Here is a 25,234-nt window from a genome sequence, read left to right as displayed (position 1 = left end):
CGCGGACCGCACCGCACCACGCTTCTTCCGAGAAGGCCCCGGCTCTCCCGAGCCGGGGCCTTCTCGTTGTGTGAATGTTTCGCATTATCGGCCGTCCTCGGAAATTATCGTGTGTTGCAATAGAGTCGCAGCTCGCACAGTCATACGAAAATAGGCGGAGGTCCGGTCTTGCGTATTCCCGCGCACACGGTATGCACAGCAATTCGCGACGACATCGTCTCCGGGGTGTTCGGCCCCGGCGGCCGGCTGACCGAGGAGGTGCTGGCCCGCCGGTACGGAGTCTCGCGGGTCCCGGTGCGCGAAGCGCTGCGCACGCTGGAGTCCGAGGGGTTCGTGACCACCCGCCGGCACGCGGGCGCCTGCGTGGCCGAGCCCACCGAGCAGGAGGCCGCCGATCTCCTCGAGCTGCGGATGCTGCTGGAGCCCCTCGCCGCCGCGCGGGCGGCCCGGCGGCGTACCGAGGCCCACCTCAAGGTACTGCGCGGCCTGGTCAGACTGGGCCAGGAGCGGGCCAGGAGGGGCCAGGGGGAGGACCTGCGCTCCCTGGGGGGCTGGTTCCACGAGACGCTCGCCCAGGCCTCCGGAAGCCCCGGGCTGATCGCGCTGCTCACCCAGATGCGGCACAAGGTGGCATGGATGTACGTGGTGGAGGCCCCGGTCCGGCCCGTGGAGTCCTGGGCGGAGCACGGCGTGATCGTGGACGCGGTGGCCCGGGGCGACGCCGAGCGGGCCCGGGCGCTGACCGCGGTCCACGCGGACCGGGCGGCCGGGGCGCACCGCCTGCGCGTGAGGACTCTGCAACCTGCCGTAAACACGGCGAGCGGTCCGCTTTAACAATCGCCGCATACAACGGTGGGATATTCGTGCGGCATCGGTGATCGGGTGCCGGGCGATTTGATGCCGGGCGATGAGTGGCCGGGTCATTCGGTGCGGAATTTTCCGGCGGGCCGGTAATTCATTTCCGCACGCCCGGTCCACCGGAATTCGATGTGCGCTGAAAAGCGGTGAAGCCGTTGCTCCCGGCCGAGGTCGGGGGCAACGGCTTCGCCGTGCAAGGTCCTGCGGGTCGAACCCGAAGGGTCAGACGGTCTCGGGGAGCTCCTCGAGGCCCTCGGCGACCAGCTTCGCGAGGCGCTCCAGCGCGGCCTCGGCGCCCTCGGCCTCGGACGCGAGGACGATCTCCTCGCCGCCCTGGGCGCCCAGGCCCAGAACCGCCAGCATGGAGGCGGCGTTGACGGGGTCGCCGCCCGCCTTCGCGATGGTCACCGGGACGCCGGAAGCGGTCGTCGCGCGGACGAAGATCGAGGCGGGACGAGCGTGCAGGCCCTCGGCCCAGCCGACGTTGACGCGGCGCTCTGCCATGGTGATGCCCTTCAGGTTCTTACGGTTGTCTAGACCAGTCTCTCACGACGTCCGGAATGGTCGGACCGACCTTCGGCCCGAATACACCCGCCGTTCGACCTACCCCAGCTTGCCCTGATTCGCTACAGCCCGCCCGATGCGCCGCGCCCGGGCCGCTCGGGCCGTCCGAGCCTTAAGGTGGCCCCATGACCACCGAGTCGGACCCCTCGTACCCGGACCACTGGGAAGCGGACGTCGTCCTGCGCGACGGCGGAACCGCCCGGATCCGGCCCATCACCACCGACGACGCGGGCCGGCTGGTCAGCTTCTACGAGCAGGTCTCCGACGAGTCCAAGTACTACCGCTTCTTCGCCCCCTACCCCCGGCTCTCCGACCGCGACGTGCACCGCTTCACGCACCACGACTACGTGGACCGCGTCGGCCTCGCCGCGACGATCGGCGGGGAGTTCATCGCCACCGTCCGCTTCGACCGGATCGGCTCCGACGGCCGCCCGGCCACCGGGCCCTCCGACGAGGCCGAGGTCGCCTTCCTCGTCCAGGACGCCCACCAGGGACGCGGCGTCGCCTCCGCCCTGCTCGAACACATCGGCGCGGTGGCCCGCGAGCGCGGAATCCGCCGCTTCGCCGCCGAAGTGCTGCCCGCCAACACCAAGATGATCAAAGTGTTCACGGACGTCGGCTACCAGCAGAAGCGCAGCTTCGAGGACGGCTCCGTCCACCTCACCCTCGACCTCGAACCCACCGCCGAGTCCCTCGCCGTCCAGCGCGCCCGCGAACAGCGCGCCGAGGCCCGCTCCGTGCAGCGGCTGCTCGCCCCCGGATCGGTGGCGGTGATCGGAGTCAGCCGCTCCGGCGGGGGAGTGGGCGCGGCCGCCCTGCGCAACCTGCGGGACAGCGGCTTCCACGGCCACCTCTACGCCGTCAACGAAGCCCGCGCCCCCGGCATCGAGGGGGACCTGCTGGACGGCGTACGGGCCTACCGCGCGGTCGGCGACATCGGCGCCCCGGTCGACCTCGCGGTGATCGCGGTCCCGGCGGAGCGGGTCCCGCAGGCCGTGGCCGCCTGCGGCGAACACGGGGTACAGGGACTGGTGGTGCTGTCCGCCGGATACGGCGAGAGCGGCGGCGACGGCCTGGACCGCCAGCGCGAACTGGTCCGGCAGGTGCGCTCGTACGGGATGCGCCTGATCGGACCGAACGCCTTCGGGGTGATCAACACCGCGCCGGAGGTGGAGCTGAACGCCTCGCTCGCACCCGCGCCGGCCCCCGCGCGGGGACGGGTCGGCCTGTTCACCCAGTCCGGGGCGATCGGCATCGCACTGCTCTCCGGACTGCTGCGGCGCGGGGAGGGCCTGTCCTCCTTCGTCTCCGCCGGGAACCGGGCGGACGTCTCGGGCAACGACATCCTCCAGTACTGGTACGACGACGAGGCGACCGACGTCGCCCTGATGTACCTGGAGACCCTGGGCAACCCGAGGAAGTTCACCCGGCTCGCCCGGCGCACGGCCGCCGTCAAGCCGGTGGTCGTCGCCAAGGGCGGCCGCCACACCCCGGCCGGACACCTCGTCCCCGGCACCCGGCTGCCCGACGCGACGGTCTCCGCGCTGCTGCGGCAGGCGGGCGTGATCAGGGTCGACACCGTGACGGAGCTCGTGGACGTCGGCCTGCTGCTGGCCTCGCAGCCGGTGCCGGCCGGCCCCCGGGTGGCGATCCTCGGCAACTCGGAGTCGCTCGGGGTGCTCACCTACGACGCCTGCCTCACGGAGGGGCTGCGGCCGCTGCCCCCGCTGGACCTGACGACGGCGGCCTCGCCGGAGGACTTCCGTACGGCCGTCACCGCGGCGCTGGCCTCGCGGGACAGCGACGCGGTGATCGTGACGGCGATCCCGTGGGTGAGCGAGCAGGCGCTGGCGGACGATCTCGCGGACGCGCTGCGGGAGGCCGCGGCGCTGCATCCCGGCAAGCCGGTGGCCGTGGTCCACGTCGAGCTGGGCGCCCTGGCCGAGGCCCTCTCGGCCGCGACCGCCCCGGCCGCGGCGGCCGCCGGGGCGGTCCGCCCGGCGTCCGCCTCCGGTGAGGCGGGCAGCGGGGGCGCACCCGCCGCGGGCACCGCCCCGGCAGGGCCCGGCGCCCCCGACCTCGGTACGGGAGCGGCCCGGCCGGACACCGGCGCGCCCGCCGCGCCCGGGACGGTCGGCATCCCCGCCTACCCGGCCGCCGAGCGGGCCGTCAAGGCCGTCGCCGAGGCCGTGCGCTACGGGCAGTGGCGGCGGGCCAACGCCGTGGCCGGGCAAGTACCCGAGTACGAGGACATCGACGAGAGCGGGGCCGCCGGACAGCTCTCCCGCGTGCTGGCCGAGGTAGCCGAGCACGAGGTGCTGACCCTGAAGGAGCCCGACGCTCGCGAGCTCCTCGCCCGGTACGGAATCCGTGTCCTGCCCACGCTCCCCGCCCCCAGCGCCGACGCCGCGGTCCGTGCTGCCCGGGTCCTCGGGTACCCCGTGGCCCTCAAGACCACCGCCCCGCACCTGCGCCACCGCGCCGACCTCGGCGGCGTCCGCCTCGACCTCACCACCGAGGCCGACCTGCGCCGCTCCTACGAGGAGCTCACCCGGGCGCTCGGCAAACCGCAGGAGCTGCTCCCCGTGGTCCAGGCGATGGCGCCCCGGGGCGTCGACACCGTCGTCCGCTCCGTCATCGACCCCGCCGCCGGCGCCGTCCTGTCCTTCGGCCTCTCCGGAGTCGCCTCCGAGCTGCTCGGCGACACCGCGCACCGGCTCGTTCCCGCCACCGACCGGGACGCGGCGGGCCTGATCCGGTCCATCCGCACGGCCCCGCTGCTCTTCGGCTGGCGCGGCAGCGCCCCCGTCGACACCCCCGCGCTGGAGGAGCTGCTCCTGCGCCTCTCCCGCCTCGTCGACGACCACCCCGAGGTGGTCGGGGTGGTCCTGGAACCCGTCGTCGTCGCCACCGAGGGGCTCTCCGTGCTCAGCGCGGCCGTCCGCGTCGCCCACCCGCCCGCCCGCGGCGACCTCGGCCCCCGGACCCTGCCCAGCTACTGAGGCCCCGGACCCTGCCCGGCTCCTGAGGTCCGGGGCGGCCTACGTGCCCCGGACGGGCCTTAGGATGGACCTCATGGCGAAATCCGGTACGACGACCCAGGGGCTGCGCACGGCGATCGAGCGCAGCGGCTACTACCCGGCCCTCGTGGCCGAGGCCGTGGAGGCCGCGGTGGGCGGCGAGCCGATTTCGTCGTACCTGGTCCACCAGGAGACGACCTTCGACTCCAACGAGGTGCGCCGGCACGTCACCGTGCTGGTCCTGACCGGCAACCGCTTCATCGTCAGCCACACCGACGAGCAGGCCGCCGACGCCGGATCCCCCTCCCCGTACGCGACCACCTCCACCGAGTCGGTCAAGCTGTCCGGCATCTCCTCCGTGGTGCTCAGCCGCGTCGTCGCCAACCCGGAGTCCTACACTCCCGGCACCCTGCCCCGCGAGGTCGTCCTGACCATCGGCTGGGGCGCGGTCTCGCGCATCGACCTGGAGCCCGCCGCCTGCGGCGACCCGAACTGCGACTCCGACCACGGCTACACCGGCAACTCCACCGCCGACGACCTCAGCCTGCGCGTGAGCGAGGCGGGGGACGGCCCGGAGGCGGTCCGCCAGACCCTGCTCTTCGCCCAGGCCCTGTCCGAGGCCACGGCGGCCACGTCCGCCGGCCCCGCCCGCTGATGGCGTACTCCACCGCGCAGAACTGGCAGGACGAGCCGGAGCTGCTGGACCTCGCCGGCGCCCCGGTACCGCAATACGGCTCCGGCTCGCTCGCCGACCTGCTGCCCACCCTCGTGGCCGGCCAGGGCGTACCCGGTTTCCAGGCCTCGATCGCCGAGCTGACCCCGTCCGACCGGAACTGCGTGTTCCTGGTCGACGGCATGGGCTGGGAGCAGATCAAGGCCCACCCGGACGAGGCCCCGTACCTCACCTCCCTCCTCGGCAGCTCGCGAGGCGGCACCGGCCGCCCGATCACCGCGGGCTTCCCGGCGACCACCGCCACCTCGCTGGCCTCCGTCGGCACCGGCCTGCCGCCCGCGCGGCACGGCCTGCCCGGCTACACCGTGCGCAATCCGGCCACCGGCGAACTGATGAACCAGCTCCGCTGGCATCCGTGGACCGCGCTCAAGCCCTGGCAGCCCTACCCGACGGTCTTCCAGCAGGCGGACGCGGCCGGCGTGGCCACCGCGCAGGTGTCCTCGCCCGCTTTCCAGACCACCCCGCTCACCAAGGTCGCGCTGAGCGGCGGCACCTTCCTCGGCCGGATGACCGGCGAGGAGCGCATGGACCTCGCGGCCGAGCGCCTCGCGGCCGGCGACCGCTCGCTCGTGTACACGTACTACAGCGAGCTCGACGGGGCCGGCCACCGGCACGGAGTCGACTCCGACGCCTGGCGCGGCCAGCTGATGTACGTCGACCGGCTGGTCCAGCGGCTCGCGGAGCAGTTGCCGCCGCGCACCGCGCTGTACGTGACCGCGGACCACGGCATGGTGGACATCCCCTTCGACGAGGACTCCCGGATCGACTACGACGACGACTGGGAACTGGGCGCCGGCGTGGCCCTGCTGGGCGGTGAGGGCCGGGCGCGGCACGTGTACGCCGTACCGGGCGCCGAGGCCGACGTCCTGACCGTGTGGCGCGAGGTGCTCGGCGACCGGTTCTGGGTCGCGAGCCGCGAAGAAGCCCTGGAACTGGGCTGGTTCGGGGCGCCGGGCGAGTGCGACGAGCGGGTCCTCGGCCGGATCGGCGACGTCGTCGCGGCCGCCCAGGCCGATGTCGCGATCACCGCCTCCCGGGCCGAGCCCAACGAGTCGGCGCTCGCCGGAATGCACGGCTCCATGACGGCGGCCGAGCAGCTCGTCCCGCTGCTCGAAATCCGCTCCTGAAGCCTCCCGCCCCACCCCACCCCCCGCCCCACCCCCGTCCCACGACCGTCGAAAGGCCCTGTACTCCCCATGCCCGAGCTGGTGTTCTTCTCCGGAACGATGGACTGCGGAAAGAGCACTTTGGCGCTCCAGATTGCCCATAACCGCGACGCGCGGGGACTCCAGGGCGTGATCTTCACCCGTGACGACCGTGCGGGCGAGGGCAAGCTGTCCTCGCGTCTGGGCCTGGTGACGGAGGCGGTGGAGGCGCCGGCGGGCATGGACCTCTACGCGTACCTGGTGGCCCAGCTCTCCAAGGGCGGCAAGGCGGACTACGTGATCGTGGACGAGGCGCAGTTCCTGGCCCTTGCCCAGATCGACCAGTTGGCCCGGATCGTCGACGACCTGGGTCTGGACGTCTTCGCCTTCGGCATCACGACGGACTTCCGCACCAAACTCTTCCCCGGCTCGCAGCGCCTGATCGAACTGGCGGACCGCCTGGAGCAGCTCCAGGTCGAGGCCCTGTGCTGGTGCGGTGCCCGCGCCACGCACAACGCTCGTACGGTGGGCGGCGAGATGGTCGTGGAAGGCGAGCAGGTGGTCGTCGGCGACGTCAATCGTTCGCCGGAGGAAGTCGGCTACGAGGTCCTCTGCCGCCGTCACCACCGCCGCCAGATGACCAGCGCCGCGGCTCACGCCGCCGCGATCTCCCCGGACGTCCTCCCGGTCAACCACGCCTGAAACCGCAGCGGCCCGCCCAGAAGCCAACGGTCCCAGCGGCGGGCGGCCGTGGTGTCTGCCGCCGGCAGAGCGGGTCCTGCTGGTGACCGTCTACTACCGCACCAACCTCACGATGCGCCGGCTCGCCCCGCTCTTCGGGATCTCCCCAGCCACCGCGGGTAAGCAGGTAGAGCAGCTGGTCCGTCACAGGTCTTCGGGCTGCCACTCGTCGGTCGGACGCCGTGCGGTGCCCGGTGTGCGATGACGCCAAGACCTTCTCCCTAAGGCGAAGTCAAGGCTGCTGCCGAGGGGCGCCGAGTGTCGCCGACGCTTAGCCTTGAAGTATATATCGCCCCAATTATCACTTTCGTGCATGGTGTGGTCGACGACCGACTGCCGAGGAACAGTGACCCGTCTTATGCCTCGCACGCCTGACAGCAATCCGCAGGAGGGCCGTCGTGCCCGAGCTTCCGCGCTGAGTGAGCAGGCGGCGCGTGCCGAACGCCGCCGCCGACTGCGGTTCACCATGATCGTGGGCATCGTGGTGGCCGCGGTCATCGCCGGGCTCACGATCGCGGTGCTCTCCACGAGAGGCGGGCCGTCCCGTTCCACGGCTCCCGAGGCGGGCATACCAGCCACTCCGATGAAGACCGCCTCAGGCCGTGCGACCAGCCCACCGTGGGCCGCGCCAAGCGATGCTTCCGCGCGGGTCGCGGCAGCTGGGCTGATGATGCTGGGCGAGGAGGGTCACGTCGAGCACATCCACACCCACCTGGACGTCATCGTGAACGGCAAATCGGTGGTTGTCCCCGCGGACATCGGCATCGACCACAAGGCGCAGCAGATCAGCCCGCTGCACACCCACGCGGAGAACGGCGTGATCCACATCGAGTCCCCGGTCAAGGCTGCCTTCTCCCTCGGCCAGTTCATGACCGAATGGGACCTCGCCCTCACGTCGGACTCCATCGGCGGGCTCAAGGCCGGCGGCGCCAACGAATTCCACGCCTACGTGAACGGCAAGGAGCGCCCCGGCAACCCGGCCGCGATCGAGTTCCGGGACCACGACGAGATCGCGCTCGTATACGGACCGGCAGACGTGAAGGTCGACGTGCCCAGCCGCTACGACTGGCCGAAGGGCAAGTGAGCAGCGGCTACGGGAATCCAGGCCGGTCGGGGCTGCCTGACGCGGCGCCGGTAGGGGGGCCAGGACGACGGCCGTGCTGCGGGCCGTCGTTGCTGTGCGCCACCTCCTGCGCCAGCTCAGGTGTCCGGATGGAGCTGCTTTGGTACGAGTGATCACGGCCCCTTACGTCGGCCTGCGGATCGGGCAGGCCTTTCGGACCTGGCCGCGATAGCCCGATCTGGGGTCGTGATCTTCGAGGCTCGCGTCAAAGTGGCTGCACAACGCCGTGGAACCGACCGCTCCAGCCGTAGGGGGTCTCCCTCGCCACCTGCCGCACGCAGCGTGCCGGCAAGGCGGCGCGGACGCGTCGTGCGCGGGCCTTGATGGGGCAGGGAAGGTCTCGGCCTGGCCGAGGCGGGCTTGGCTCGCCCTGACGGCGAGGCCGTCGTGCACAACCGGGACGACGAGTGGGCAGAGCGCCCTGCGGAACGACGGCGTGCCGCGTACCGCGATCTGCGATCTGCGATCTGCGATCTGGCCACGTTCGTTCTCGCTGGAGGCAAGGCCGAAGGGGTTGGCCGCGCGATATCCGGGCCCGCCCCTCGTTCGCAGCATGAGGCGTGGCTTATATCCGGATTGCACAAGGATGTCAAGTCACGCTTTTTAGTGGCGTGACCCGTATTGCCCGGTCGGGTTTATTTGAAGCCATGGCCTCACCACAACAACTCCTACTCATAACGAATGTGAGGCCGAGCTTTCATCCCATTTCTGCGGGCAAAAGGGAAAGCCCCGTATAAGTAGAGGGAGAGTCAGATGAATGGGTATTCCTGGATGCGTCGTCTGTTGTTCATGGCTACGGCCTCCGTGGCCCTGGCCGGCACCGTCGTGCTGGTCCCGGCGGCGGCCTTCGCATCTCCGGCAGAACACGCCAAGGCGATTCCGTACCTCTCCTGCCGCCACGCCGCACATTAGGCCGGGGCTTTCTGTGCCCCGGCCGCGCGAGTCCGCGGCCGATATTTCCCACCGGAAAGGAGGGGTTGCCATGCGCTACGACCACTGCCTCTAGTTCGAGCAGGTCGGGCCCGGGTGACGCCGGGCCCGACCTCGCTTCACACGTGATCCGCCGTGACCTAAGACAGGAACGAAGGCCAATGACGACATCCATCAGCTACAACCCATTGGACTGGGAAACGATCGTCGACCCGTATCCGGTCTATGCCGAGCTGCGCGCCCGTGCGCCGGTGTTCTGGCACGAGCAGATGCAGTCCTGGGTGCTCACTCGATACCGCGATTGCCGAGAGGTGTTGCGCAACCACGAGTTGTGGGCTCGGGACTTGCGCCGAGTCGGGGCCGACGTTCCCGATGAACGAATGAACATCCAATACCAGGACCCGCCGGAGCAGGCGAGGTTGCGTGCTCTGATCATCAACGCCATGCGGGCGCCGGACACCCGGGACATCTGCCGCCGTGCCCGACCCGATCTCGATGGGCATTTCGAACGGCTCCGCGATCGCGACGAGTTCGACCTCATGAGTGAGGTCGCGGCCCCACTCGCGCTGCAGATCACCTGTGACCTGGTCGGCGTGGAACCGCCGGCGCTGGAAACCTACGTGAGGATCTTCGAAGGGCTGACCCGGCGGATGGACAGCGGGCTCGAGCCGAGCCACACCGAGCCCGGGGAGGAAGTGGGACTCGAACTTCACGCGATGATGAAGGCGTGGTTCGTGAACACCCGGCTTCCGGGAATGATCGCGAGCCTGCGGGAGAGTCCGCACACGAAAACGATGCCGGACACATACGTCCGGAACACGGTGAGTGCGGTTTTCAACGCCAGTTACAGCACGGTCTATGCCTCGACCGGAGCCGTCGTCCTGACTCTGCTGCAGCATCCACACGTGCTCGATCAGCTGCGCGATCGCAGTCTGATGGCTACGGGGGTGGCGGAGCTGATCCGCTTCTGCAGCCCGGCCCAGGGCACGAGCCGGGTGGCGACCGAGCGAACGAAGATCGGCGACACCACGATCGAGCAGGGTGAGGCCGTCGTGACCCTTTTCGCCGCTGCCAACCGGGATCCGGAGTACTTCGCCCAGCCGGATGAGCTCATTCTCGACCGTTCACCCAACCAACATCTGGGATTCGGATGGGGTCCGCACATCTGTGCCGGCGCACAACTCGCAACGGACTGGCTGTATGAGCTCATCGACTTCCTGAACGAGCGGCCGTCGGCATTGACCTTGGCAGGTGAGCCCAGATACATGCGCTCCGCGACGCTTCGCAATCTGGCAGCGCTGCCCGTGAGCCTTCGCCATTAATCCCAAGCGGGCGCGCAGGCGTGGTGCCGAGAACGCATTGCGTCTGCTCGACGCAACCGACCCCTATTCACGAGCGAGGAAGGATCTGGACGGCATGGACAGGAAGCTGACGCTCGACGTGACGCCACTGCGGCAGTCGCCGGAATTCCGCCGGCTCTGGATCGGGCAAGCCGTTTCCGGTGTTGGCGGACAGATGACCGTTTTCGCCGTGGCGCTCCAGGTCTATCTGCTCACGAAGAGCACTCTGGCGGTCGGCGTCATCGGTTTGTGCACCGTGATTCCCATGCTGTCCATGGCGCTCGTCGGAGGCACGCTCGGCGACACGTACGACCGCAGGAAGATCGTCCTTTTCGCCGGTGGCGGCCAGGTGGCGGTGTCGCTGGCATTCGCCGTGCAGGCCATCGCCGGGAACGACCGGCTCTGGCTGCTGTATGTCCTGTGCATCGCCCAGTCGACCCTCGGCGCCGTCAGCGTCCCGGCCAAACGGACCTTCATGGCGCACCTGCTGCCCAAGGACCAGATCCCGGCAGGCGCCGCCCTGACCATGCTCACCATGCATTTCGCCGGGATCGCAGGTCCGATCCTCGCCGGTGCGGTCGCCGGGATCTGGGGACTGCAGGTGTGTTACGCCATGGACGCTCTCAGCTTCATCGTTGCGATCTACGTCGTCGCGAAGCTCCCGGCCATGCCGCCGCAAGGATTGATCGCCCGCCCCGGTGCCAAGGCGATCGTCGCCGCCCTGCGCTACATCCGCGTGAACGACGTCCTCAGGGGTGCGTTCCTCGCCGATCTAAGCCTGACTCTGCTCGCGACCCCGACCGCGCTGCTTCCGGCGATCAATGATCTGAATCTGGGTGGCAAAGCCGAGATGCTCGGCATGCTGATGGCGGCGCCGGCCGTCGGAGGCGTCCTGGGATCGCTGTTCTCCGGGCGGGCTTGTCGGGCCGCCCACAAGGGCCGGGGCATGCTGCTCGCGGCTGGCGCATGGGGAACCTGCATCGCGATCTTCGGGCTGGTCCAGGTTCCGGTACTCGCGATCGCGCTCCTGGTTGTCGCAGGTATGGCGGACGTCATCAGCGCCGTCTACCTCACGACGATCGTCCAGACCACGGTGGACGACAACTACCGGAGCAGGGTGAGCGCGGTCGAATTCGTCGTGGGCGCCGGAGGTCCACAGCTCGGCGGTATGCGCGCCGGCGCGCTCGGCGCGATCACCTCACCCGGCCTGTCCGCCGTCATCGGCGGCGCGACATCCGTTCTCGCGGCAGCGTTGCTGGCCGCTGCCTTGCCGAAGTTCGTTCGGTGGGAATCCGAGTCCTCGGACCGGGCGACCACCGAGGAACTCGCCAGGGAGCCATCTGAAATCAAGGCACATGCCGACTCGGAGAGGGATTGACATGACTCTGGAGATCTTTTCGCCGCAGCAGGCGGACATCGACGCCGACGTGTCGAGGGTGACCCGGCCAGGTGTGTCTGCCGGCCCGATCGTCAATTCGTGGAACGAATGGGACCCGCTCGAGGAGATCCTCGTCGGCCGCGCGGACGGAGCCTGCTTCGAACCGACCGAATCCGGGTACCGCCCCCAACTCCGGGGGACCCCCAGCGGTCAGCGCTTTCCCACCGGGCCGAAGTCGCCCGATGTGACAGCCCGCGCGAACGAGGAGCTCGAAGGGCTTGCCGAGCTCCTGCGCACGCTCGGGGTGACGGTTCGCCGTCCCGACGCCGCTGATTTCACGGCGGCCGTGAAGACGCCGTCCTTCGAGGTCGCGAACCAGTACTGCTCTGTCTGTCCTCGCGACGTCCTCATCACGGTGGGAAACCAGATCATCGAGGCCACGATGTCGCGGCGGGCCAGGTTCTTCGAGTACCTGCCGTACCGGAGCCTCGTCTACCGCTACTGGACCGCCGACGAGCGAGTGGTGTGGACCGCGGCACCGAAGCCCTCCATGAGCGACACGATGTACCGCCCGGAATTCTGGGAGCTGACCCTGGCCGAGCGGCACGCGAGGATGCACGACTTCGAGTTCTGCGTCACGCAGGACGAGGTGCTCTTCGATGCGGCTGACATCACCAGGGCGGGCCGCGACGTCTTCGTTCAGGAATCCATGACGACCAACCGGGCGGGTATCCGCTGGCTGCGAAGAGAACTCGAACCTCGCGGTTTCCGCCTCCATGTGCTGCATTTCCCGCTCGATCTCTTTCCCTCCCACATCGACTGCACATTCGTCCCGCTGCGACCAGGTCTGGTGCTCACGAACCCGGACCGGCCGCTCGAGGCCGACGAGCGGGAGTTCTTCGTTCGCAACGGATGGCGACTCGTCGACGCGCCGACGCCGGCGTCTGGCAATGACGAGATGCCCCGCTACAGCCAGTCCTCCAAGTGGCTGTCGATGAACCTGCTGAGCGTCGCTCCGAACGTGGTCGTCTGCGAAGCGAGCGAGAGGAACCTGCACGAGCTGCTGCGCGGGCTGGGGTTCGAGGTCCTCACGGTCCCGTTCCGCAATGTCTACGAGTTCGGCGGCTCGCTGCACTGCGCGACGTGGGACGTCCGCCGGACCGGCGAGTGCCAGGAGTACTTCGCCGTTCCGGACCGCACCCCGCGGCACGCACCCGGCGCCGTCCTGGGCGTCCGTATGCACCACGACCCGATCACCCACTCTTGATGGAGGAAAGACCATGCATGTTCTGCACATCGGCGCACATCCCAAGGCGATCCGCGGGCTCCACCGCGGCGGCCACGAGATCACGGTGCTGTACGAGGCGGCGGACGGGGACCGGATGTACCGAACCCCCGGGCTCAGGGAACTCGCGGCGCGCGCCTGCGCGGTCGATTCCTACCGCCATGTGGAAGCGCTGTGGTCGGCTCTCCACCACCTCGGACCGATGCCGAAGGTGGACGCCGTACTGACGACCAACGAGTACGGCGTCGTCGGTTCCGCCATCCTCGGCAAGCAGCTCGACGCCATAGCCCTGGACCCCGCCGTCGCACTCGCCTGCCGGGACAAGGCCCTGCAGAAGACCAAGTGGCGCGAGGCAGACGTCCCGACGGCGAAGTTCGTGGTCCTGCCGGAGGCGGCGGCGCAGTCCGTCGACGCCGTGGATGCGCTGCTGGCCGCGGCCGGCCTCGAGTTCCCGGTCGTCGTCAAGCCCCCGGCCGCCGGCGGCGCGGAGTCGGTGTCCGTCGCAGAGACCGCCCACGACATAGTGCGGGTCGCGCGGCACGACCCTCAGCTGCGCAGGGTTCTCGTGGAGGAGTTCATCGACGGCCCGGAATGGCACTTCGACGGCATCATCCAGAACGGATCGATCGGCAGGCTGATGGTCTCCCGGTACGGCGAACCATTGCTGTGCACCAAGCAGGGCGAGCCGACCCGGTCGATGGGCCTGCCTCCCGCCAAGCACCGCGGCACGTACGCCGCCGCGAACGAGTTCGCGACGCGCGCGCTCAAGGCGCTCGGCCTGGAGACCGGCGTCTTCCATTTCGAGGCGTTCGGCCACCCCGGCGAGTTCGTCGCCAACGAACTCGCCTGCCGACCCGGCGGCAGCGGGTTGTGGACGGTGGCTGAGAAGACGATCGGCCTCGACCTGTTCGCTGCCGCCACGCAGCTGTTCACCGGAGACGAGGTGGAAACGCTCGCGGCGTCGCCGGACAAGGTCCACGGATGGGTTCACCTGCCGTCGGTGGCCGGGTTCCCGAACACCGTGCACGAGGCCGACATCAGGGCCGTCCCGGGCATCGACGGCGTCGTTCTCGTTCCCCTGGGCGTTCCGATGCGGGACATGTCCGAGACCTCGTCTGCCGGGATCGGGTACGCGACCGTCGCCGCGGCGGACGAAGCCGACTGCTGGCACGTCATGGCCGAGGCCGTGGCCCGGGTACGAGCGATCCACGACGAGCGCGGCCGCGCCGCACTCCAGGTCAGGAACACGGTCGCCTCGGTCGGCGCGCCCCTCCGCCTCACGCACCGAGCACCGACGATGGGAATGCGATGAGACTCTTGATTGCGAACGACATCGACGACACCCTCTTTCTCCGGCCGGACCCCCGAGCCTGGGCGCAACGCGTGTTCTGGTTCGCGGAGGAAGGCGATCTCGTCCTCGTCTCAGACACTCCGGATCCGGCCTTCGTCCAGCACGTCGGCAGGATCAAAGGCATCGACATGTCCCGGGTAGACGTCCGTCTGTGTCCCGAGGGCCTGTACGGCAGGCAACGGATCGACTTCCTCGCGCTGTTCGACCGGCGGTTCCTCGACTCGATCGCCCGGGACGTCGCCCGCGTCACCGAGGTGTTCAGCCTGTTCCCGTCCGCCCAGTTGAGCGAGTTCGCAGCACAGCTCGGCATCCGGGATCGCCTACCGGGAGCCGACTTCATGGCTCAGGGCGGCGGTGAGCTGGCCAACAGCAAGGCGACCTTCCGAGCCCTGGCCGCAGGTAGCGGGGTGCGCATCGCGGCGGGGTCGGTGTGCCGCAGCCGGCTCGAGGCGACTGCGGCGACCCAGTGGCTGCTGGACGCCGGCCACGACGTGATGGTGAAGATGGCGCACCACGGGGCCGGGTCCGGCAACGAGATGGTCCTGCGGCCCGGCAGGCACGCACCCCATCACGTCGGCGCCCGGACCGTGCACGAGCTGGACAGCCGGCAGGACGCCGTGTCGGGGTACTGGCGTGACCGGTGGGACTGGGCATCCGCGGACGGCAGGTACGCCGTCGTGGTCGAGCAGCTGCTCGATTCCACCGCCAGCTACTACGCCGAGTACGCCGTGACCGATGCAGGGGTCAAGCTGGGGGGCGTCGGCCGCCTGTCCTTCGTCGACCGGAGGCTTGCCTTCGAGACGTTCCCGGCGCGCTCGCTGACCGAGTCACAACATCTGGAGCTGGTCTCCGGGGCCGAGACCCTTGCCCGTACCTACCACGGCATCGGATACCGAGGGCAGCTCTGCGCCGACGCGGTGGCCACCGGGGACGGGCGGATCGCCTTCACCGAGGTCAACGCCCGGACGACGACTTCCACTCACCTCTACGACATCATGGCGGGCCTGTCGCCCGACGAGATGACGATGCTCAGCCAGCGGCTCACCCCCGCGACCTGGAAGCCGATCTCCACTGCGGGCTTCCTGGAGACCGTGGCCGATGCCGGCCTCCTGTTCGACCGTGATCGACGGCGCGGCGTGCTCATGACGATGCCCGTCTCGCAGGCATCCGGGAAGGGCGGGTTCCTGTATGTGATCGTCTGCGGAGATCCGGAGGAAGCGGCATACCAACGTGAGCTGGGGAGGTTGTTCGATGAGGAGTAGCCGTTCGTTGATGAGAAGTAGCCGTTCGCCGGGCGAGGTCGCCGCGACCCGGCTTCCGCACATGATCACCGTGGGCGATGTGGAGACCCGGGAGCGGCACGCGGCGCTGGCTGCCGCGCTGCGGGACGTCGCGCGTCCGCGGATGCGCCAGATCCGCTCGATGCTCGGGGCGTGGAAGCCGTGCTCACCGGAGCTCGTCGACCTGGTGGAAGGCGACCTGCTCGCCTTCACCCAGCGTGATCCCGCAGCCCACGGCTCATGGCGTGAGGTCGTTGGCTCCTACCGATGCTTCCGGGCAGTGCTGAGCCATCGACTGGCACATTCCATCCTCGGCGCGCCCCTGCGCTCCGATGCCGACGGCAGTCGCCTGCGGATGCTCGCGCGCTCCATTGCCGAGCAGGCCACGGTGGAGACGGGGGTCGAAATCCACCCGGCGGCCGTGATCGGCAGGAGATTCGTGGTCGATCACGGCATGGGGACGGTCATCGGCGAGACAGCGAGCCTGGGCGACGACTGCTACGTCCTGCAGGGTGTCGTCCTGGGATCGACGGGAATCGCGGACAATCCGCGAGGCCGGCGGCACCCGGCCATCGGCTCGCGGGTCGAGATCGGCGCGTTCGCACGTATTCTCGGCCCGGTCGAGATCGGTGACGATGTCGTGGTCGGATGCCATGCCCTCGTGCAGTGCGACATCCCGGCAGGCGCCCGGGTGAGCGTGTTGAACCAGTATCAGGAGATCCGGGGCGGAACCACCATCGGCGTCACCGCCATCGAAGTGATCGGCGAAGGCCTCCTCCTGGTGCGCGGCAGCGGTCTGGCCCATCCCGGCCTCCGCGTGGAGGGACTGTCCGGCCGCTACCGGAACGCCACGCCGGTGGTGGTACTCGACCGCGGTAGCCGGCATCTGCTGCTCGGGCTGGAGGCAACGGCCGGCAAGCCCCCTGCGCATGTCCGGCTGACCGTGCCCGACGGCACCAGTGTGTCGATCCTGGTACCCCGCGCCGCCGGTGTCCGGCGAACGCGCGACGGTGGAGTCGGCTCCACCGTGTCACAGGCCGGGTCGAGGTGATGGACATGGTCACGCCCATGATCGCCTCGTCGGTGCTGGATCTCATCGGCCGGACGCCGCTGCTCGAACTCCGACGGCTGACCGCCGGCCTGGACCGGACCGTGTACCTGAAGCTGGAGATGCTGAACCCGGGCGGAAGCCACAAGGTACGGATCGCGCTCAACATGGTGCTGGCCGCCGAGCACGAGGGGTTCCTCGTTCGCGGCTCCGGGCAGACCATCCTCGAACCCACCGGTGGGAACACCGGCATCGGGCTCGCGATGGTCACCGCATTGCTCGGATACCGCCTGGTCCTCGTCATCCCGGACAACTACAGCCCAGCCAAGCAGCGGCTCCTTCGAGGGTTCGGTGCCGAGATCGTGCTGTCCGATCACCGTCTGGGCGGCAACTCGCACGGCGAGAAGGCGATGGAACTGCAGATCGAGCACCCGGACTGGATCCTGCTCAACCAGCAGGCCAACCCCGCGAACCCGGCCATGCACGACCGGACCACCGCCATCGAGCTGTTGGAGGCATTCTCCGGCGAGCTGCCGGACGTGATGATCGCTGGGGTCGGGACCGGCGGGCATCTCACCGGAATCGGCCGGACTTTGCGCCGACACCGACCGGATCTGCGGATCGTCGCGGTCACGCCTCCAGGATGCTCCTTCACGGAGAACAGGTTCACCACGCACCGATTGCAAGGTCTGGCCGTCGGACTGGTTCCCGCCAATCTCGACGTCGCGCTCATCGACGAAGAGATCGTCGTCACCGAGGAAGAGGCCGCGACGATGATGCGGACGCTGATGAGGGTCGAAGGCCTTGCGGTCGGTTTGTCCTCCGCGGCGAACGTCGTCGCCGCACTCGCCTGTGCGCGGACCTGCCGCCCCGGCACACGGATTCTGACCTTCGCCTACGACTCTGCCCAGGACTATCTCGCCGAGCTCGGGGAGCCCGGCGAGACCACTCACCCGAGGAGCACATCATGACCGACATGCTCACCTTCAACGCGGAAGCGGCACGTAGGGTCGAGCGGACCTACCGCACGCCGGATGTCGTCGCGCAGCGCCGCACAGTCCTCGACACCCTCGAGCTGCGGCCCGGCGAGCGGGTGCTCGACATCGGGTGCGGACCAGGTCTGCTGGCCGCGGAGATGGCCACGGCCGTCGGCGCACACGGTCACGTCACCGGTGTCGACGTGAGCGAAAGCATGCTGGCGCTGGCTCGATCCCGGGCTGTCGTGCCCGGCGGGGCCAAGGTCGACCTGCGACCCGCGGCGGCGGATCACTTGCCGTGCGCCGATGCGAGCGTCGACGTGGCAGTGTCGACGCAGGTCCTGGAATACATCGTGGACGTGGCAGGCGCGCTCGCCGAGATCCACCGGGTACTCGTGCCGGGCGGGCGGGTCGCGGTGCTGGACACCGACTGGGACTCCCTCGTGTGGCACTGCACCGATCAGCCACGGATGACCCGGATGCTCGCCGCATGGGATCAGCATCTCGCTGATCCGCACCTCCCCCGCACCCTTCTCCCGGCGTTGCGCCGGGCCGGTTTCGAGACGTCCCCACCACTTGTCATACCGCTCCTCAACGTCGGCTACCGGCGCGACATGTACAGCGCCGGTCTGATCGACATCGTCGCCTCGTACGTCGTCGGGCGCAACGGACTGACCGATGACGAGGTCGCCGCCTGGTCGAACGACCTGCGTGGACTCGGCGACGATTATTTCTGCAGCCTGAATCGGTACCTCTTCACCGCCACGAAGCCTTCCTGAACCGGGGATTCCGCCTCCGGTCGGGGCAACCGGCAACGGCTCGACACGGGTTGGCTTCCGACAGGAAGGCAGGGATCCCCATACGCGCAGTGACGCGCTGCTGCGCTACCCGCACATGGCGAATGCCCCAGCGAAAGGACTTTGGCGCTCCAGATTGCCCATAACCGCGACGCGCGGGGGCTTCAGGGCGTGATCTTCACCCGTGACGACCGGGCGGGGGAGGGCAAGCTGTCCTCGCGTCTGGGCCTGGTGACGGAGGCGGTGGAGGCGCCGGCGGGCATGGACCTCTACGCGTACCTGGTGGCCCAGCTCTCCAAGGGCGGCAAGGCGGACTACGTGATCGTGGACGAGGCGCAGTTCCTGGCCCCTGCCCAGATCGACCAGTTGGCCCGGATCGTCGACGACCTGGGTCTGGACGTCTTCGCCTTCGGCATCACGACGGACTTCCGCACCAAACTCTTCCCCGGCTCGCAGCGCCTGATCGAACTGGCGGACCGCCTGGAGCAGCTCCAGATCGAGGCCCTGTGCTGGTGCGGAGCCCGTGCCACGCACAACGCCCGCACGGTGGGCGGCGAGATGGTGGTCGAGGGCGAGCAGGTCGTGGTCGGCGACGTGAACCGCCCGGCGGAGGAGATCGGCTACGAGGTCCTCTGCCGCCGCCGCCACCGCAAGCGCATGACCTCGGCCGCGGCCCACGCCGGCGCCCTCTCCCCGGACGTCCTCCCGGTCAACCACGCCTGACCGTCTTCTTCCATGCCGGCGGCCGAGTTACCGGAGACCGTGACTGTCGAGACGGTGGATGAGGCCGGGCCGGCTCCGGTAGGTGTCGCGCAGGAGCCCCAGACGCTGCTGGAAATCGACACCGTGTCCGGTGTGAGCGCAGGCTTCGCGCAGGTCACGAAGGAGGGCGACAGCCGCGTCGTAGGCACTGGTCCTCTTGGAGGCGATGTGTGCTTCGGCCTGGTTCCAGATGACGTCCGACTCGGCGGCGAGTGCGGTCAGGCGCGTGGCGCGGGCTCGCAACCGGTCGCGTTCGGCGTGCCCGTGGCGCTCGGCGCGGCGGGTGTGCGCCGCATCCAGCAGCCGGGCGGCGGTCCGGCGACCGGGTGCGGTCGCCGGGGCGGAAGTTTCCCGCAGACGGTGCACGAGTTCGCTGCGCAAGTGGGGTTCCGGGTCGAGGGCGAGGCGCACCAGTAGGGCGTCCTTCTCCTCGTCCGGGAGGGCGGAGACGAGTCGCGCGAGCTCCTTCCGTATCAGACGGGCCGCGGGTTCCGGCGCCGCGGTGCTGCTCTGTGCGGCGACAGCGAGCAGGTCGGTGTCGACGCGCAGGAAGTCCGCGAGCGCGCTTTGCGGAGCGGTGAGTTCGCCCAGGCCGGCGGGGACGGGAGGCTCCAGGGAGGACTGGTACCCCTCTTCGTCGTCGTCCTCGGCTTCCCGGGCAGAGAGGGCGGAGAGCCACGCCAGATAGAGGGGCCGCATATCGCCGGTGGCGAGTTCCTCGCGTACGCCGATGACCGAGGCCAGGGAAACGTCGGCTCCCTCGACCCAGTCGCCGCCCTCGTCCTCGCTGGTCAGGTCGAGGAGAAGGTGGGTTCGGGTGGCCCACGTTTCGACGTGGTGGCCGAGACCGTACGGGTGGACGCTGCGCAGTGCCAGGCGCTGTAGAGGCAGGCGAAGCATCAGCCGGCGTGTGCCCCAGCTGGCGACGTACAGATGGGCGTCGAAGTACCGCTCCACCAGGGTTCGCGGATTCCCCCGCAGGTCGCCCCAGTGGTATTCGTTGGTGAAGCTGGTGGCGGTGATCCTGGCACGGCTGGAGACGCTCCGCAGTGCTTCCCGCTGGTCGCCGCTCAGCGGCCGGTCGAGGGCCTGAAACTCGTAGTACTGGTACTCGCTCACCGGAAGCACCCTACTGCTGACGGCGGTGCGAGAGGGTAGGTTCGGCGAGGCGGCGAGGGCACGGAACGGAGCGGTTGTGGACGAGTCTCATGGCAAGACAGTGGGACAGGTGCGGGAGTTGGTCGGGTGGATCGGCGCGGGACGGAAATTGACGCAGACCGGCCGCATCACTCTCGCGGACGCCCGGACCTTGGTGGAGCTGCTGGGCACCGGCGACCAGATGGACCCGGTGATCGGTGACCGGATGTTCAAGACGAAGTCCAGCGAGGAGCTGTACCACCTCAACCTGCTGGCGGAATGGGCTAAGGCCGCCCGACTGCTGAGGGTTGCCGGTGGCCGTCTGCTCCCGGTGAAGAAGAACGCCCGGCTGCTCGACCGGCCCGACGGCCTGTGGAACGCCCTCTTCGAAGCGGTACCGCGGATCGGGAGTGCCGTACTGGTCTCGGGGTGGCTTGAGTCGGTCTTCTCGCAGGAGTATGCCGCCGGCCTGCGGACGCTGCTGCATCGGCTGTACGCGGCTCGCGGCCCGGTCGCCGGCGACGCGCTGCGCAGAGCGGTGTGGCAGGCGGTGACCGCTCCCTACATTCTCGACGATGTGCCGCCCGAGCAGCTGCGGGCCTGGCGCGGTAGCAACGACCGTGACGTGCGGCTGTTGCTCGAAGCCCTCGCGGCCCTCGGGGCCGTCCGAAGCGACGACGACACCGTGGAGCTGACCGGTCAGGGCAGGCGGGCCGTGGCCGTGATGCGCGGCGAACCGCTCCCCGGAGAACCGGTGTTCCAGCTGCGCATCGATCTGGAGGACGTTGTCGAACCGGCGGTCTGGCGACGTGTGCTGGTGCCGGCCGCGGCCCGGCTCGACCAAGTGCATGCTGTGATCCAGGCTGTCATGGGCTGGGAGAACAGCCATATGCACGCCTTCACCGTGGACGGCGTCCAGTACGGCCGGGCCAACACCGAGCTCGACTTCGGGGACGAGCGGGGCGTCACCCTCGGCGCCCTGCTCAAGGAGGGAGGGAGCCTTGTGTACACGTACGACTTCGGTGACTCCTGGGACCACCGCGTCACGGTGGAGCACCGGATCGCAGCCGAGGCGGACCGGCGCTATCCCGTCTGCGTAGCCGGTTCCGGCGCCTGCCCTCCCGAGGACTGCGGAGGCGCCGGGGCCTATGAAGACCTCAAGCGGACTCTCGCCGATCCGACGCGGACGGAGCACGCCGACCTCGTGCGGTGGCTTGGCCTCGACTCCGGGGTGGGGTTCGACCCGGCCCGGTTCACCCCCGGCGAAGCCAATGACAGACTCCAGCAGATGTAACCCACCCGTCCCGGGCGCCACCCCTGGGCTGGCTCGGTGTGGGCGCGTGGCCCTCGTACTCTCGCGCCCGAGAGTCGGACGGTGCCGGACGGTGCCGAAGGGCTGCGGGGAGCGGTCCCGGCTCAGCTGATATGGCGGATGCCCCAGTAAGAAGACGCTGGCACTCCAGATTGGTCACAACCGCTCTGCCCGCGGGCTCCAGGGCGTGATCTTCACGCGCGATGACCGCGCGGGCGAGGGCAAGCTGTCCTCCCGCCTCGGTCTGGTGACGGAGGCGGTCGAGGCGACCGAGGGCATGGACTTGTACGCGTACCTGGTCGCGCAGCTCTCCAAGGGCGGCAAGGCGGACTACGTGATCGTGGACGAGGCCCAGTTCCTCGCCCCGGAGCAGATCGACCAGCTCGCGCGCATCGTGGACGACCTGGACATGGACGTCTTCGCCTTCGGCATCACCACGGACTTCCGTACGAAGCTGTTCCCGGGCTCGCAGCGCCTGATCGAGCTGGCGGACCGGATCGAGCAGCTCCAGGTGGAGGCCCTGTGCTGGTGCGGAGCCCGTGCCACGCACAACGCCCGCACGGTGGACGGGGAGATGGTGGTCGAGGGCGAGCAGGTCGTGGTCGGCGACGTGAACCGCCCGGCGGAGGAGATCGGCTACGAGGTCCTCTGCCGCCGCCACCACCGCAAGCGCATGACCTCGGCCGCCGCCCTCTCCCCGGACGTGCTCCCGGTCAACCACCCACTCTGAGGTCAGGCGAGGGTCTCGAACCCCTTTACCGCGGCGCGGCGCCCTGCCAGCATGACCTGACACAAGGGGGGATTGTCATGACTCGATCAATACGTGGCGCCTTGATGGGTGCCCTGCTTGCCGTGCTGGCGGTGTCCGGGTGCGGGAGTGACGGCGGGTCGGACGCCGGGCCGGGAACGAAACCGCCGGCGACGAAGGAGACGCCGGACCCGTGCAAGGTGGTGACCGCCGAGGAGATGACGGCGGCTCTCGGCGGACCCGCCGGGGAGAGCGAGCCGAACGGCATGGGCGCCATCGTGAGCCAGTGCGACACCTGGAACGTCGAGCGTGACCGCTATCTCGTCGTTCAGTTCTCGGTCCCGGAGCTCAACGCCACCGACCATCCGAACGCCACGAAGGTCGACGGGGTCGGTGACGCGGCGTACTTCGAGGCGGGCAAGGAAGACGGCACCTTGTACGTGCGCAAGGGCTCCGTCAACTTCGCCGTCGCCATCATCGGCGTCGAGATGAAGACCTTCACGCAGACGTCGGACCAGATGCGTGACGCCCTGGTGCCGCTGGCCCGCGCCATCGTGACCCGAGTGTGAGGAATCCGCACGACGCCCGCTTTCGAAGCCCCGCATCCGATGCGCGGACTACCCCGTTCCGTAGGCCGCCCATCATCCGAGGGTCGGCCCCCGTCATCTTGTTCAGTAGGTCTCCGAGTTCGAACCTGCTCGCGCTTTGGAGCACCGGACAGAGGGTTTCGTCAACGCGTCATGGTCCATGGTGGATCTTCGGGACCTCATCTACGACATGCTGGGCCTGCTCTTCACCGAGTTGAGCCAGCACGGAGGGATGGCGGGAGACGACGGCGCCGGGCGGGTGTTCGCCGCCGTGTACAAGCCGGCGGTGGCGACCGTCTTCGCGTCGGCGGGCCACGCACATCAGGCCATGGCAAACGGAGCCGGCACCCTTCTCAAGGCTGCCGAGGACTTCATCCGGCAGGACAACGCGATCGCGGCGGCCTTGCTCGACCAGAGCCCGGCCGCTCCCGGAATCGGCTCGCAGCCATCCGGGCCCGACTGCAACCCACGTGCGAGTCACAAGGCCGAGGATCTCCCGGAGGTCGTTGGCGAGACGAGCTGGACGGACCAGTACCTCCTCGACAAGCGCTTCCACGGGCAGCGGGACAAGTTGCGCAAGACCGCGACGGTCTGGAACTCGGCCGCGAAGATCCTTGAAGACGCCTGGGGCGCCGTGGATCGTGGGGCGGCGCTCAAGGGCCGTGAGTCCCCGCTCCTTCCCAGCCGCTTGGGCGGCTTCTCCATGGAGCGGCGGCGGCGAGCAGTAACTGCCGCTCCCACAGGACGTTCTGGGTCTGGTCTGCAACTGGCCGGGTCCTGGCGCGACCGGCGCGTATGATCACCCAGCCAGATCCCACGGAGACGGGAGCGTTACCCATCGTGATCGGCTGTCGAGTCCTCGGGATGCGGGCAGGACGTCTGGCGGCCGTCGCCTTCATCTGCGCACTGGTGGCTGGCTGCTCTGAGGGGGCTACTGGCGGTTCCTTCGGCAAGGGAGACGCTGCTGGCGTGCCCGTCCCGGCCAAGAGCAACCCTGCGGCTCTGGTCATGTATCCGAAGCTGCTGGAAGCCGCGCTGCCCAGGGGGATCAACATGCCTCGGGGGCTGGAGGAACGCAGCACGCACAGCTGGGACATGTCGAATCCCGCCATCTGCAAGTCCAACGGGTGGCGAGACGAGATGTGTGCCGATGCCATTGCGGTGGCTGCGGGCGGTGCCACCGACTACCACACTCAGAACGTCATTGTTCAGATGGTCTCGTTCGACGACATGGCCGTAGCCGAGGGCTTTTTCAAGGGGACGGGCGCGGAGGATGAGCTCGGCGTCAACCCTCCGGGAGACGCCATCGACGGCTACGCGCTGCCGGCCGGAGACAACGGGTGGACCGGCCGCGGCATCACTGTGCGGCAGGGCTCGGTCATCGCGAAGATCGAGTACGCCTGGACACCAGGGGCAAAGGTGCCGGACCGGCTCATGGACATCACCAGGATGGTGGTGGACCGACTGGAGCAGGCCCAGGCCGGCAAGAATCCGACGGCCTCGCTGCGTTGATCAGCGGCTGCCCCCGTGGGAGGGCGGAGCGGTGATCACCCCTGGGAGAGGGATCGACGGTACGTCGCCGAAGGCGGCGCCCAGGACGGTGGCGGCCTTCCCGTACGTTCCGCGTGTCCGGTGCGCGGTAGCGTCTCCCGGCTGGTCCAGGCCTCGGGTTGGAGTGCTTGTCCACGGGCAGTGCGGCTGCAGGGCCACTCAACCTGCAGCAGCTTTTCCCAGTACGTGCTCATGGTGATGGCGGGAGGCACCCCGCCGGGCGGCGGCCCCGGCTGGTGCATCCGCTTGCCGTGAGCCGTGAGCCGTGAGCCCGGGTCGCGCCAGCCGCCGTTCCTGCCGTAACGGCGTGATTCCGCAACCTGCCGTTTCCAGCGGGGAGGCGCTGCGGCGCGGGTAGGCGTGTCCGCCAGTTGGTGGATGGTCAAGCAAAAGGACTTTGGCGCTCCAGATCGGACACAACCGTTCGGCCCGTGGGCTCCAGGGTGTGATCTTCACCCGGGACGATCGGGCGGGGGAGGGCAAGCTGTCCTCCCGGCTGGGACTGGTGACGGAGGCGGTCGAGGCCAGCGCGAAGCACCATGTGGATGAGCTGATCTCGCCGAGTCA

23 protein-coding genes and 2 pseudogenes are annotated in these 25,234 nt (G+C 69.3%); 23 read left to right on the top strand and 2 right to left on the bottom strand.

Going from position 1 to position 25,234, the window contains the following annotated elements:
- Nucleotides 1-168 precede the first annotated feature (168 nt).
- On the top strand, nt 169-834 hold the full coding sequence (locus J7F03_RS25175; RefSeq protein WP_214953202.1) for a GntR family transcriptional regulator: 666 nt from the start codon (nt 169-171) through the stop codon (nt 832-834).
- A gap of 246 nt (nt 835-1,080) precedes the next feature.
- Here the strand turns inward: J7F03_RS25175 and J7F03_RS25170 are convergent, their stop codons facing one another.
- The gene (locus J7F03_RS25170; RefSeq protein ID WP_214953200.1) at nt 1,081-1,362 is read right to left on the bottom strand and encodes an HPr family phosphocarrier protein; all 282 of its coding nucleotides are present in this window, start codon (nt 1,360-1,362) and stop codon (nt 1,081-1,083) included.
- A gap of 185 nt (nt 1,363-1,547) precedes the next feature.
- On the opposite strand from J7F03_RS25170, the gene J7F03_RS25165 reads away from it, so the two are divergent.
- The 16 genes and pseudogenes from J7F03_RS25165 (at nt 1,548) to J7F03_RS25095 (ending at nt 19,293) form a co-directional block, all read left to right on the top strand.
- On the top strand, nt 1,548-4,424 hold the full coding sequence (locus J7F03_RS25165) for a bifunctional GNAT family N-acetyltransferase/acetate--CoA ligase family protein (protein ID WP_214953198.1): 2,877 nt from the start codon (nt 1,548-1,550) through the stop codon (nt 4,422-4,424).
- 73 nt (nt 4,425-4,497) lie between these two features.
- Nucleotides 4,498-5,097 carry a DUF5998 family protein gene (locus J7F03_RS25160; RefSeq protein WP_214953196.1) on the top strand — a complete coding sequence of 200 codons (600 nt, stop codon included), beginning with the start codon at nt 4,498-4,500 and terminating at the stop codon, nt 5,095-5,097.
- Entirely contained in the window at nt 5,097-6,302 is a 1,206-nt protein-coding gene (locus J7F03_RS25155) for an alkaline phosphatase family protein (RefSeq protein WP_214953194.1), read from the top strand. Before J7F03_RS25160 ends, J7F03_RS25155 begins: the two co-directional genes overlap by 1 nt.
- 69 nt (nt 6,303-6,371) lie before the next feature.
- Complete coding sequence (locus tag J7F03_RS25150) at nt 6,372-7,022, top strand: thymidine kinase (protein ID WP_214953192.1); 651 nt, start codon at nt 6,372-6,374, stop codon at nt 7,020-7,022.
- Nucleotides 7,023-7,062: 40 nt separating this feature from the next.
- Nucleotides 7,063-7,200 (top strand): annotated as a pseudogene (locus J7F03_RS25145) (transposase family protein); the annotation flags it as partial.
- 219 nt (nt 7,201-7,419) lie between these two features.
- Nucleotides 7,420-8,145 (top strand): hypothetical protein, encoded by a 726-nt coding sequence (locus J7F03_RS25140; protein ID WP_214953190.1) that lies wholly within the window; start codon nt 7,420-7,422, stop codon nt 8,143-8,145.
- 828 nt (nt 8,146-8,973) lie between these two features.
- Complete coding sequence (locus J7F03_RS42080) at nt 8,974-9,096, top strand: hypothetical protein (protein WP_285440489.1); 123 nt, start codon at nt 8,974-8,976, stop codon at nt 9,094-9,096.
- A gap of 179 nt (nt 9,097-9,275) precedes the next feature.
- Nucleotides 9,276-10,436, top strand: coding sequence for a cytochrome P450 (locus tag J7F03_RS25135; RefSeq protein WP_214953188.1), 1,161 nt, complete (start codon nt 9,276-9,278; stop codon nt 10,434-10,436).
- 94 nt (nt 10,437-10,530) lie between these two features.
- Entirely contained in the window at nt 10,531-11,832 is a 1,302-nt protein-coding gene (locus tag J7F03_RS25130) for an MFS transporter (protein ID WP_214953186.1), read from the top strand.
- A 1-nt stretch (nt 11,833) separates the two neighbouring features.
- Nucleotides 11,834-13,099 (top strand): arginine deiminase family protein, encoded by a 1,266-nt coding sequence (locus J7F03_RS25125; protein WP_214953184.1) that lies wholly within the window; start codon nt 11,834-11,836, stop codon nt 13,097-13,099.
- Between the two features lie 13 nt (nt 13,100-13,112).
- Nucleotides 13,113-14,429: an acetyl-CoA carboxylase biotin carboxylase subunit family protein gene (locus J7F03_RS25120; RefSeq protein ID WP_214953182.1), complete on the top strand. Its 1,317-nt coding sequence runs from the start codon at nt 13,113-13,115 to the stop codon at nt 14,427-14,429.
- The gene (locus J7F03_RS25115) at nt 14,426-15,730 is read left to right on the top strand and encodes a peptide ligase PGM1-related protein (protein ID WP_214953180.1); all 1,305 of its coding nucleotides are present in this window, start codon (nt 14,426-14,428) and stop codon (nt 15,728-15,730) included. Before J7F03_RS25120 ends, J7F03_RS25115 begins: the two co-directional genes overlap by 4 nt.
- Nucleotides 15,731-15,740: 10 nt before the next feature.
- On the top strand, nt 15,741-16,799 hold the full coding sequence (locus J7F03_RS25110; protein ID WP_214953178.1) for a serine O-acetyltransferase: 1,059 nt from the start codon (nt 15,741-15,743) through the stop codon (nt 16,797-16,799).
- 5 nt (nt 16,800-16,804) lie between these two features.
- Complete coding sequence (locus J7F03_RS25105) at nt 16,805-17,767, top strand: PLP-dependent cysteine synthase family protein (protein WP_214953176.1); 963 nt, start codon at nt 16,805-16,807, stop codon at nt 17,765-17,767.
- Nucleotides 17,764-18,552: a methyltransferase domain-containing protein gene (locus tag J7F03_RS25100; protein ID WP_214953174.1), complete on the top strand. Its 789-nt coding sequence runs from the start codon at nt 17,764-17,766 to the stop codon at nt 18,550-18,552. Before J7F03_RS25105 ends, J7F03_RS25100 begins: the two co-directional genes overlap by 4 nt.
- 141 nt (nt 18,553-18,693) lie before the next feature.
- Nucleotides 18,694-19,293: a thymidine kinase gene (locus J7F03_RS25095; RefSeq protein ID WP_214953172.1), complete on the top strand. Its 600-nt coding sequence runs from the start codon at nt 18,694-18,696 to the stop codon at nt 19,291-19,293.
- Nucleotides 19,294-19,320: 27 nt separating this feature from the next.
- On the opposite strand, the gene J7F03_RS25090 is transcribed toward J7F03_RS25095, so the two are convergent.
- A complete protein-coding gene (locus J7F03_RS25090) occupies nt 19,321-20,451 on the bottom strand; it encodes a hypothetical protein (RefSeq protein WP_214953170.1) in 1,131 nt (376 codons plus the stop codon).
- 76 nt (nt 20,452-20,527) lie between these two features.
- On the opposite strand from J7F03_RS25090, the gene J7F03_RS25085 reads away from it, so the two are divergent.
- From J7F03_RS25085 to J7F03_RS41305, 6 genes and pseudogenes are all read left to right on the top strand, one after another.
- On the top strand, nt 20,528-21,763 hold the full coding sequence (locus J7F03_RS25085) for a plasmid pRiA4b ORF-3 family protein (RefSeq protein ID WP_214953168.1): 1,236 nt from the start codon (nt 20,528-20,530) through the stop codon (nt 21,761-21,763).
- Nucleotides 21,764-21,920: 157 nt separating this feature from the next.
- The gene (locus J7F03_RS25080) at nt 21,921-22,511 is read left to right on the top strand and encodes a thymidine kinase (RefSeq protein WP_214953296.1); all 591 of its coding nucleotides are present in this window, start codon (nt 21,921-21,923) and stop codon (nt 22,509-22,511) included.
- A gap of 77 nt (nt 22,512-22,588) precedes the next feature.
- Nucleotides 22,589-23,098 (top strand): DUF3558 domain-containing protein, encoded by a 510-nt coding sequence (locus J7F03_RS25075; RefSeq protein ID WP_214953165.1) that lies wholly within the window; start codon nt 22,589-22,591, stop codon nt 23,096-23,098.
- A 178-nt stretch (nt 23,099-23,276) separates the two neighbouring features.
- Nucleotides 23,277-23,915: a hypothetical protein gene (locus tag J7F03_RS25070; protein ID WP_214953163.1), complete on the top strand. Its 639-nt coding sequence runs from the start codon at nt 23,277-23,279 to the stop codon at nt 23,913-23,915.
- Between the two features lie 170 nt (nt 23,916-24,085).
- A complete protein-coding gene (locus J7F03_RS25065; protein WP_214953161.1) occupies nt 24,086-24,628 on the top strand; it encodes a hypothetical protein in 543 nt (180 codons plus the stop codon).
- A gap of 436 nt (nt 24,629-25,064) precedes the next feature.
- Nucleotides 25,065-25,196 (top strand): annotated as a pseudogene (locus J7F03_RS41305) (thymidine kinase); the annotation flags it as partial.
- Nucleotides 25,197-25,234 lie beyond the last annotated feature (38 nt).

Source organism: Streptomyces sp. ISL-43, assembly GCF_018614195.1.
Classification (GTDB): Bacteria; Actinomycetota; Actinomycetes; order Streptomycetales; family Streptomycetaceae; genus Streptomyces.
Note: the sequence above shows the minus strand (reverse complement) of the source record. Positions and strands in the feature narration are given on the sequence as shown.